Annotated in this window: 10 protein-coding genes; 9 read left to right on the top strand and 1 reads right to left on the bottom strand. The window is 71.5% G+C overall.

Annotated elements, in window-relative coordinates; translation table 11 throughout:
- Positions 1 to 101: 101 nt before the first annotated feature.
- Positions 102 to 1352, bottom strand: coding sequence for a kynureninase (gene kynU, locus N864_RS06570; protein ID WP_081793458.1), 1251 nt, complete (start codon positions 1350 to 1352; stop codon positions 102 to 104).
- An 89-nt stretch (positions 1353 to 1441) separates the two neighbouring features.
- Here kynU and pdxT point away from each other — a divergent pair, with 89 nt between their 5' ends.
- The 9 genes from pdxT (at position 1442) to N864_RS06525 (ending at position 9492) form a co-directional block, all read left to right on the top strand.
- Positions 1442 to 2044: a pyridoxal 5'-phosphate synthase glutaminase subunit PdxT gene (gene pdxT / locus N864_RS06565; protein WP_034714805.1), complete on the top strand. Its 603-nt coding sequence runs from the start codon at positions 1442 to 1444 to the stop codon at positions 2042 to 2044.
- Positions 2045 to 2053: 9 nt separating this feature from the next.
- Positions 2054 to 2824, top strand: coding sequence for a YebC/PmpR family DNA-binding transcriptional regulator (locus N864_RS06560; RefSeq protein ID WP_034714803.1), 771 nt, complete (start codon positions 2054 to 2056; stop codon positions 2822 to 2824).
- Positions 2825 to 2965: 141 nt separating this feature from the next.
- Positions 2966 to 3598, top strand: a complete 633-nt coding sequence (gene ruvC, locus N864_RS06555; protein WP_034714801.1) for a crossover junction endodeoxyribonuclease RuvC — start codon at positions 2966 to 2968, stop codon at positions 3596 to 3598.
- Positions 3595 to 4197 (top strand): Holliday junction branch migration protein RuvA, encoded by a 603-nt coding sequence (gene ruvA / locus N864_RS06550; protein WP_034714799.1) that lies wholly within the window; start codon positions 3595 to 3597, stop codon positions 4195 to 4197. The genes ruvC and ruvA overlap by 4 nt, the downstream gene beginning before the upstream one ends.
- Positions 4194 to 5315, top strand: coding sequence for a Holliday junction branch migration DNA helicase RuvB (ruvB, locus tag N864_RS06545; RefSeq protein WP_034714797.1), 1122 nt, complete (start codon positions 4194 to 4196; stop codon positions 5313 to 5315). Before ruvA ends, ruvB begins: the two co-directional genes overlap by 4 nt.
- Positions 5316 to 5483: 168 nt before the next feature.
- Positions 5484 to 5873: a preprotein translocase subunit YajC gene (gene yajC / locus N864_RS06540; RefSeq protein ID WP_081793457.1), complete on the top strand. Its 390-nt coding sequence runs from the start codon at positions 5484 to 5486 to the stop codon at positions 5871 to 5873.
- A 9-nt stretch (positions 5874 to 5882) separates the two neighbouring features.
- Positions 5883 to 7811, top strand: coding sequence for a protein translocase subunit SecD (secD, locus tag N864_RS06535; protein WP_034714796.1), 1929 nt, complete (start codon positions 5883 to 5885; stop codon positions 7809 to 7811).
- A complete protein-coding gene (secF, locus tag N864_RS06530) occupies positions 7808 to 8956 on the top strand; it encodes a protein translocase subunit SecF (RefSeq protein ID WP_034714795.1) in 1149 nt (382 codons plus the stop codon). Before secD ends, secF begins: the two co-directional genes overlap by 4 nt.
- Positions 8953 to 9492: an adenine phosphoribosyltransferase gene (locus N864_RS06525; RefSeq protein WP_034714794.1), complete on the top strand. Its 540-nt coding sequence runs from the start codon at positions 8953 to 8955 to the stop codon at positions 9490 to 9492. Before secF ends, N864_RS06525 begins: the two co-directional genes overlap by 4 nt.
- Positions 9493 to 9512: the final 20 nt, after the last annotated feature.

Raw genomic sequence — 9512 nt, 5'->3', positions numbered from 1 at the left:
TGACCGGTCGACGCAGGGCAATTGACCGGTCGACCGCGGGGAAGTGACCGGTCGACGCAGGGCAATTGACCGGTCGACGGAGGGGAAGTGACCGGTCGACGTCAGGTGACGGCGCCGCGGTGGGAGAACTCGGGTCGGCGGAACTCGCCGGAGTCGAGGACCTCCCCGAGCTGACGGGCGGCCTGCACCGCGTCGGCGTGGGTCACGTAGAGCGGTGCGAAGCCGAGCCGGATGAGGTCCGGCTCCCGGAAGTCGCCGATCACGCCGCGGGCGATGAGCGCCTGGACGATCGCGAACGCGTCCGGATGGCGCAAGGAGACCTGCGAGCCCCGACGGTCCGGCTCCCGGGGCGTGACGACCTCGAGACTCTGCTCGAGCGCGTCGACCGCCTCGATGAAGAGGGTGGTGAGCGAGAGCGACTGGCGCCGCAGCCCAGCGGGGGAGACGCCGTCGAAGGCCCCGAGCGCCGCCTCGAGAGCCAGGAGGGACAGCAGCGGCGGGGTACCGCTGCGCAGCCGGGCGATGCCCGGCGCCGGCACGTAGCCGGCCGTCATCGCGAACGGCCGGGCGTGCCCGGTCCACCCGGGCAGCGGCTGGTCGAAGACGGCCTGGTGGCGCTCGGCCACATAGGCGAACGCCGGAGCGCCGGGGCCGCCGTTGAGGTACTTGTAGCCGCACCCCACGGCGAGGTCCACCTCGGCCTCGTCGAGTCCGACCTCCATCGCCCCGGCGGAGTGGCACAGGTCCCAGCACACCAGAGCGCCGACCCGGTGGGCGGCCGCCGTGATGCCGGCCAGGTCCCAGCGTTCGCCGGTGCGGTAGTCGACGTGCGAGAAGGCGGCGAGCGCCAGGGAGTCGGCCGCCTCGGCGATCGCCGCCACGGCATCGGTGGGGGAGACGCGCCGGAGCTCCAGGTCGAGGAGGCGGGCCACCGAGTGGGCTAGGTACAGGTCGGTCGGGAAGGAGTCCGGGTCGGTGAGCACGAGGGTGCGTCCGGGCCGCAGCCGCGCCGCGCCCACCATGAGCTTGAAGAGGTTGACCGAGGTGGAGTCGGTCACGACGACCTGGCCCGGGGCCGCACCGACGAGGCGGCCCACCTGGTCGCCGACGCGCAGCGGCGCCTCCCACCAGCCGGCCTCGTTCCACGACCGGATCAGTCGCTCGCCCCACTCCTGGGTGGTGACCTCGGCGATCGCCGCGGGGACCGAATCCGGAAGCGCGCCAAGGGAGTTCCCGTCGAGGTAGATGACTCCCGCGGGTAGCCGGAAGCGGGCGCGGGTGGCCCGCAGCTCGGCTCGCGCGTCGAGGTCCCGGGCGCGTGCGGTCATCGGGTCAAGAGCCGTCCGGTCCATGCGCTCGAACGTATCGTCTCGCCGCCGGGGAGGTGTGCCGCGCGGGCCGGTTTCGGAGCGGCGCGGGCGAGCGGCATACGCTCCGCCTCATGACCACACCACGCATCGGGATCCTCGCCGTGCAGGGAGACGTGCGCGAGCACGTCGCCGCGTTCCACGAGCTGGGGGTCGACACGGTCCCGGTCCGGCGGCCCGAGGAGGTCGGGCGGATCGACGCCCTGGTGGTTCCCGGAGGGGAGTCGACCGTGATGGACAAGCTGGTGCGGACGTTCGGCCTGTACGAACCGCTCCGGGAGCGGCTCGAGCACGGCATGCCGGCCTACGGGTCGTGCGCCGGGATGATCATGCTCGCCGACCGGGTCAGCGACGGGGCGGCCGGGCAGCAGACCCTCGGGGGCCTCGACATCACCGTGCGGCGCAACGCCTTCGGTCGGCAGGTCGACTCCTTCGAGGCCGAGCTCGACTTCGTCGGACTCGACGAGCCGGTCCACGCCGTCTTCATCCGGGCACCGTGGGTCGATCAGGTCGGTGACGGCGTCGAGGTCCTCGCCCGAGTGGGGGAGGGGCCCGCCGCCGGTAAGATCGTGGCGGTTCGGCAGGATGGGCTCCTCGCGACGTCGTTCCACCCCGAGGTGGGCACCGACCGCAGGATCCACGCCGAGTTCGTCAAGATCGTCAGTTCGCGAGCGTGAGGACACTGCATGAGCGGCCACTCCAAATGGGCCACCACGAAGCACAAGAAGGCTGCCATCGACGCCAAGCGTGGCAAGCTCTTCGCCAAGCTCATCAAGAACATCGAGGTCGCGGCCAAGCAGGGTGGCGGTGACCCGGCCGGCAACCCGACCCTCTACGACGCGATCCAGAAGGCCAAGAAGTCGTCGGTCCCCAACGACAACATCGACCGCGCGGTCAAGCGCGGCTCGGGCGCCGAGGCGGGCGCGGCCGAGTACCAGAACATCACCTACGAGGGCTACGCCCCGGGTGGGGTCGCCCTGCTCATCGAGTGCCTGACCGACAACCGCAACCGCGCCGCCGCCGAGGTGCGCACGGCCCTGACCCGCAACGGCGGGCAGCTCGCCGACCCGGGCTCGGTCGCCTACGTCTTCAACCGCAAGGGCGTCGTGATCGTCCCCAAGGACGGCCCCTCGGGTCCCGTCACGGAGGACGCGATCCTCGAGGTCGTCCTCGACGCCGGCGCGGAAGAGGTCAACGACAACGGCGAGACGTGGGAGGTCGTCTCGGAGGCGAGCGACTTCGTCGCGGTCCGGCAGGCCGTCCAGCAGGCCGGCATCGACTACGACTCGGCCGAGGCGTCGTGGGTGCCGAACCTCCAGGTCCCCCTCGACCTCGACGGCGCCAAGAAGATGATCCGCGTCATCGAGGCCCTCGAGGACAGCGACGACGTCCAGGACGTCTTCGCCAACGGCGACATCCCGGACGAGGTGCTCTCGCAGCTTGACGATGAGGAGTAGCCACGCCGTATGCCGCTGAGCTCGGTCCCAGCGGGAAGGCACGCCGCGCGCGGCGTGCCTTCCGCGTTCGCGGGGGAGCGCGGCATACGGTTGGGCCGAACAGGTGTTCGGTCGGTCTGTCGGGGAAGTGGAGGTGACGCGGTGCGCGTCCTCGCCGTGGACCCGGGACTGACCCGCTGCGGCATCGGCGTGGTCGACGGGGTGCCGGGTCGCCGGCTCTCCCTCGTCGAGGTCGGCGTCATCCGGACCCCGTCGAGCGACCCCACCCCGAGGCGCCTCGTCGCGATCGAGGACGAGATGCGGCTCTGGTTCGAGCGGCACCGTCCCGAGGCCATCGCCATCGAGCGGGTCTTCGCCGACACGAACGTCTCGACCGTCGTCGGCACCGCGCAGGTGACCGGCGTTGTCATGCTCCTCGCGGAGCGCCGCGGCCTGCCCGTCACGATGCACACCCCGACCGAGGTCAAGGCAGCGGTCAGCGGCAGCGGTCGCGCCGACAAGGCGCAGGTGACCGCCATGGTGACCCGGCTGCTCGGCCTGAGCACCCCGCCCCGCCCCGCCGACGCGGCCGACGCACTGGCCCTTGCCATCTGCCACGTCTGGCGCGGCAGCGTGCAGCACCGTCTCGCGGAGGCGGCCGCCGCGCACGGGACCAAGCCCAGCGGCATACCCTCACGAGCGCCACGACGCGGAGCGGCGGGGAGCGTGCGCGCAGTCCCTGCCGGCAGCCGCGCGACGACCGTCCGACCCAACCCCGGAGCCCCCCGCCCATGATCGCCTCGCTGTCCGGCACCGTCCTGACCGTCGGCCTCGACTCGCTCGTCCTTGGAGTCGGTGGCGTCGGCATGCTCGTCCACACCACGCCCGCCACGGCAGCCTCCGTGCGGACCGGCCAGTCCGCCGACCTCGCCACCACGCTCGTCGTGCGCGAGGACTCACTGACCCTCTACGGCTTCGCGAGTGCCGACGAGAAGGCGGTCTTCGAGACCGTCCAGACCGTGTCGGGCGTCGGCCCCCGGCTCGCCCTGGCGATGCTCGCGGTCCACTCACCCGACACCCTGCGGCTGGCGATTGCCCGAGAGGACATCGCGACCCTGACCAAGGTGCCCGGGATCGGCAAGAAGGGCGCGGAACGGCTCGTCCTCGAGCTGCGCGACAAGCTCGGCGTCGTCGTGGGCGAAGGCACGGGACCGGCCGCCGAGCCGGCCGACACCGGTGAGGTGTGGCGTGCGCAGGTGCGCGAGGCGCTCGTCGGCCTCGGCTGGAACGTCAAGCAGGCCGATGCAGCGCTCGACAAGGTCGCCCCGCAGGCAGCCGAAGACGCGGGCGTCTCCGCGCTGCTGCGTGCGGCGCTGCAGGAGCTCGGCCGATGACCTCGGACTGGGACGCAGAGCGCCCGGACGGCGAGTGGGACGGGTCCTTCGAGGCGACGGCGCGCATCGTGGACGCCGGCGGCGACGCCGACGAGCGGCAGGTCGAGGCCGCCCTGCGCCCGAAGCGTCTCGACGACTTCCCCGGGCAGGTCCGGGTCCGGGACCAGCTCGGCCTGCTCTTGCAGGCCGCCAAACGCCGCGGCACCCCGCCCGACCACGTCCTGCTCTCCGGGCCGCCCGGCCTCGGCAAGACGACCCTCGCCATGATCGTCGCGAGCGAGCTCGAGCAGCCGATCCGGATCACCTCCGGGCCGGCCATCCAGCATGCGGGCGACCTCGCCTCGATCCTGTCCTCTCTCGCCGAGGGCGAGGTGCTCTTCCTCGACGAGATCCACCGCATGTCCCGCTCCGCGGAGGAGATGCTCTATCTCGCGATGGAGGACTTCCGGGTCGACATCATCGTCGGCAAGGGGCCGGGGGCCACCGCGATCCCGCTCGAGCTGCCGCCGTTCACTGTCGTCGGGGCCACCACCCGTGCCGGGCTGCTCCCGGCGCCGCTGCGCGACCGCTTCGGCTTCACCGGTCACCTCGACTACTACGCCGCGACCGACCTCGTCACGATCCTGCACCGCTCCGCACGGCTCCTCGGCCTCGAGGCGGACGAGAGCGGCATCACCGAGATCGCGTCCCGGTCCCGGGGGACGCCCCGCATCGCCAACCGGCTGCTGCGGCGGGTGCGCGACTGGGCGCAGGTGCACGGCGACGACCGCGTCACGCATGCCGCGGCGATGAGCGCGCTCGAGCTGTTCGACGTCGACGCACGGGGGCTCGACCGGCTCGACCGCGCCGTGCTCGACGCCCTGTGCCGCCGGTTCGGTGGCGGACCGGTCGGGCTGTCCACGCTCGCCGTGGCCGTCGGTGAGGAGCCGGACACCGTCGAGACCGTCGCCGAGCCCTACCTCGTCCGAGAAGGCTTCATGGTGCGCACCCCGCGCGGACGGGCCGCCTCTGCGCTGGCGTGGGACCACCTCGGCCTGGCGGCGCCGCTCGACGCCCAGGGCCTGTGGTCGGCCACCCTCCCGCTCGACGACGCCTCCGGCGGCCGCTTCGAGACCTGACCGCCTGCGCGCCGCGTCTGACAAATCCGGCTGGTCGCCATAGACTCCTGCGGGCACCGCGCCGCAGTGCGCGGCACTTTCCGGTGCCACCGGTCGTTGACGCGACGTCCCCACAGCCCGTGAGGTGCCGCTCGCTGCCCGGACCCACACCCGAAGGAACGAGAGCTGATGCTGAACTACGGCAACGAGGTCACCTCGTTGGTCCAGACCGCCCCCGCGCAGACCGCGTCGAGCGGCGGAATGTCCTCCCTGCTGATCCTCGCCCTGCCGATCCTGCTCCTGGTGTGGATGTTCTGGACGACGTCCCGGCGTCAGAAGGCGATGCGCAACTTCAGCTCCTCGCTGTCCGTCGGCGAGCAGATCATCACCTCGGCTGGCATCTACGGCACGATCCGCCACCTCGACGACCAGAGCGCTTGGGTCGAGGTCGCCGAGGGGATCACCCTGCGCATCGACCGCCGCGCGATCGCCATGAAGCAGTCCGACGCGGCCGGCGGGGGTCCCGCCAGCGCCGCAGGGTCCGACGCCACCGGGCCCGCCGACACGACCGGTCAGTGAGGCCAGCGCATGGCGCGTAGCTCAGAGAAGAGGTCGGCGACCCGGTCGCTGACCGCCCTCATCGCGATCATCATCGGGTTGCTCGCGATCGCCGCCGGTTTGGCCCAGTGGGGAGGCGGCCAGTACACCCCTCGCCTGGGGCTCGACCTCGAGGGCGGCACCGAGATCGTCCTCGAGCCGGTCCTCGTCGGCAACACCACCGTGACGGCCGGACAGATCAACCAGGCCGTCGACATCATCCGGCAGCGCATCGACGCCAACGGCGTCTCCGAGGCGGAGATCTCCACGCTCGGTGGCCGCAACATCGACATCGCGATCCCCGGGACACCGACCGCAGAGCAGCTCGACGCGATCCGCAAACCGTCCCAGCTGCGCTTCCGCGCCGTCTTCGTCCAGACGGCGAACATCCCCACCGCGGCTCCCGCGCCGACTCCGGCGCCCTCCGCGACCGGCACCGCCACCCCGAGCGGCACGTCGAGCGCCACCGCGACCGGGGCACCGTCCGGGACCCCGTCGGCGTCCAAGACCGCCGCCAACGCGCCAGTCCCGTCCGCGCTGCGGGCGGCGACCTCCTCGCCGACGACGTCCGCCTCGGGCAGCACGGCGACAGGTGGCGCGACCGGCACGGCCACGAGCACGCCGACGGCGCCCGCCGAGCAGGCCCCGCCGAGCAACCCGGAGGACGAGAAGACCGTCGCCGCGGAGACCTCCCAGAGCCTCGTCGCCCTCGGCTGGGACAAGGCGAAGGCCGACGCAGCCGCCGCGACCGTGGCCAAGCAGTTCGTCGCCCTCAACTGTTCGGTGCCGGGCACCCTCGACAAGATCGTCGACGACCCGGCCCTGCCGATGGCCACCTGCAGCGACGACCAGACGAGCAAGTTCGTCCTCGGCCCGGTCGAGATCGACGGCAGCGAGATCTCCGATGCCTCGAGTGGTTTCCAGGCCGGCCCCAACGGGCAGCCGACCTCGATCGTCGAGGTCCGCCTCTCGTTCAACTCGGCGGGTGCGAAGAAGTTCGCCCAGGTGACCCAGCGGCTCTACGCCCTGCAGTCCCAGCCGCCGCGCGACCAGTTCGCCGTCGTGCTCGACAAGGCCGTCATCACGGCGCCCCGCGCCCAGGCCGTCATCACCAACGGGCAGGCCTCCATCACCGGGTCGTTCACCGTCGACTCGGCCAAGCAGCTCGCGCAGCAGCTGAAGTTCGGTGCCCTGCCGCTGTCGTTCAAGCTGCAGACCCAGGACGACATCACGCCGCAGCTGGGCCAGGAGCAGCTCACCCTGGGCCTCCTCGCCGGGCTGATCGGCCTGATCCTCGTCGTCATCTACTCGCTCTTCCAGTACCGCGCCCTGGCCTTCGTCACGGTCCTGTCCCTCGTGGTCGCGGCGGTCCTGACCTACCTGGCCGTCACCGTCCTCGGCACGACGCACGGCTTCCGGCTCACCATGGCCGGGGTCACGGGCCTGATCGTGGCGATCGGTGTGACCGCCGACAGCTTCATCGTCTACTTCGAGCGCATCCGTGACGAGGTCCGCGAGGGCCGGCCACTCGTCGCCGCGGTCGAGACCGGCTGGAAGCGCGCCAAGCGCACCATCATCGCCGCCGACGCAGTGAACTTCATCGCCGCGGTGGTGCTCTACCTGCTCGCCTCGGCGAACGTGCGCGGCTTCGCGTTCACCCTCGGCCTCACGACGATCATCGACCTGCTCGTCGTCATGCTCTTCACCCACCCGATGGTCCAGCTGCTCGCCCGGACGGAGTTCTTCGGCAACGGCCACAGGTGGTCCGGCCTCGACCCGGTTCGGCTCGGTGCGAAGGTCAGCCCCCGCTACCGCGGCGCCGGGCAGTTCGGCACGGGTCCGCGCACGGCGAGCAGGTCCGCGAGCCGGTCGGCTGCGGCCTCGAGACTCGGCTCCGCCGAGGGAAGGGGTCAGGCATGATCAACTTCGCCCAGGTCGGCAACGACCTCTACACCGGCAAGCGGTCGGTCCAGTTCATCGAGCGGCAGAAGCGCTGGTACGCCTTCTCCGCCATCCTCATCGTGCTCGCCCTGGGTGGCTTCTTCCTGCGCGGCCTGAACTTCGGCATCGAGTTCCGCGGCGGCACCGAGTTCCGGGTCTCGGGAGTGACCTCGACGCAGAACTACGAGCAGAAGGCGTCGTCGGCGGTGGGCCAGGCCGGCATCACCGGGAACGTCAGCTCCAGCGTCATCGGTTCGAACACCGTCCGGGTGCAGACCGAGGCCGCCGAGGGCAAGACCGAGGCGGCCAAGGCCGACCTCGCCAAGACCTTCGGCGTCCAGGAGGGCCAGGTCAGCGCCTCGCTCATCGGCCCGAGCTGGGGCGCCTCCGTCAGCCAACAGGCCGTGCGCGCCCTGATCGTCTTCCTCATCCTCGTCACGCTCGTCATGTCGGTCTACTTCCGCACCTGGAAGATGGCGATGGCGGCCTCGATCGCACTGCTCCACGACCTCGTCGTCACGGTGGGCATCTACGCCCTGTTCGGGTTCGAGATCACCCCGTCGTCGATGATCGGCTTCCTGACCATCCTCGGCTACTCGCTCTACGACACCGTCGTCGTCTTCGACAAGGTGCGGGAGAACACGGCCGAGGCGTTCCGGACCAAGCGGATGACCTATGCGCAGGCGGCCAACCTCGCGGTGAACCAGACCCTGGTCCGGTCGGTCAACACGACCGTGGTCGCGCTGCTGCCGATCGCGGCGGTCCTCGTGGTCGGGTTCACGCTGCTCGGCCCCGGCACGTTGCTCGACCTCGCCCTCGCCCTGTTCATCGGTATCGCCGTGGGTGCCTACTCGTCGATCTTCATCGCGACGCCGCTCTTCGTCGACTTCCGCCGCAAGGAGCCGGAGGTGCTCGACCTCGAGCGCTACGTGGCGCGGCACGGGGCACGCCACGAGGCGGTCGTGCAGGCCGAGGCGGTTACCACCGTCGACGGGGAGCCTGTCGAGGCCGTGCCCGCCGACGTCGCCGGGGCGGCGCACCGCGCCGAGCCACGCAGCGTGCACAAGTACGCGCAAGCCGGGCCGCGCAACCAGCCGAAGCGCTCACCCAGGTCGAAGCGGTGACCTCGTTCGTGGGTCCGTCAGTCGCCGAGGTCGTGGCATCGAGGCTGCGGGACATCCCCGACTTCCCGAAGCCGGGCGTCCTGTTCAAGGACTTCACGCCGCTGCTCGCCGACGGTGAGGCGTTCGCGACCGTCGTGCGCGACGTGGCGACGCGGCACACGGGCTCCGTCGACGTCGTCGTCGGCATCGAGGCGCGGGGGTTCATCCTCGCCGCCGCGGTCGCCTTCGACCTCGGGATCGGGATGGTGCCGGTCCGCAAGAGCGGCAAGCTGCCGGGCCTGACCCTGAGCCGCTCCTACGCGCTCGAGTACGGCACGGCCGAGATCGAGGTGCACGCCGACTCGTTCCGCGCCGGGGAGCGCGTCCTCGTCATCGACGACGTGCTCGCCACCGGTGGGACGGCAGCCGCTGCGTGCGAGCTCGTCGAGAGCGCGGGTGCGGTCGTGGCCGGGGTCGACGTCGTCCTCGAGCTCGGCTTCCTGGAGGGGCGCGACAAGCTCGGCGAGCGCCCGGTGCACGCCATCCTGACGGTGTGATCCCAGCCCGGCCATCTAGA

Origin of the sequence: Intrasporangium chromatireducens Q5-1, assembly GCF_000576575.1 — a bacterium.
In the GTDB taxonomy this organism is placed as follows: Bacteria; Actinomycetota; Actinomycetes; order Actinomycetales; family Dermatophilaceae; genus Intrasporangium_A; species Intrasporangium_A chromatireducens.
The sequence above is the reverse complement of the archived record's forward strand: the minus strand, read 5'-3'. Positions and strand labels throughout refer to the sequence as shown.

What these genes read in the sequence shown, in the direction of transcription:
- kynU (WP_081793458.1), bottom strand. Translation starts at nt 1,352, where the DNA reads ATGGACCGGACGGCTCTTGACCCGATGACCGCACGCGCCCGGGACCTC.
- pdxT (WP_034714805.1), top strand. Translation starts at nt 1,442, where the DNA reads ATGACCACACCACGCATCGGGATCCTCGCCGTGCAGGGAGACGTGCGC.
- N864_RS06560 (WP_034714803.1), top strand. Translation starts at nt 2,054, where the DNA reads ATGAGCGGCCACTCCAAATGGGCCACCACGAAGCACAAGAAGGCTGCC.
- ruvA (WP_034714799.1), top strand. Translation starts at nt 3,595, where the DNA reads ATGATCGCCTCGCTGTCCGGCACCGTCCTGACCGTCGGCCTCGACTCG.
- ruvB (WP_034714797.1), top strand. Translation starts at nt 4,194, where the DNA reads ATGACCTCGGACTGGGACGCAGAGCGCCCGGACGGCGAGTGGGACGGG.
- yajC (WP_081793457.1), top strand. Translation starts at nt 5,484, where the DNA reads ATGCTGAACTACGGCAACGAGGTCACCTCGTTGGTCCAGACCGCCCCC.
- secD (WP_034714796.1), top strand. Translation starts at nt 5,883, where the DNA reads ATGGCGCGTAGCTCAGAGAAGAGGTCGGCGACCCGGTCGCTGACCGCC.
- secF (WP_034714795.1), top strand. Translation starts at nt 7,808, where the DNA reads ATGATCAACTTCGCCCAGGTCGGCAACGACCTCTACACCGGCAAGCGG.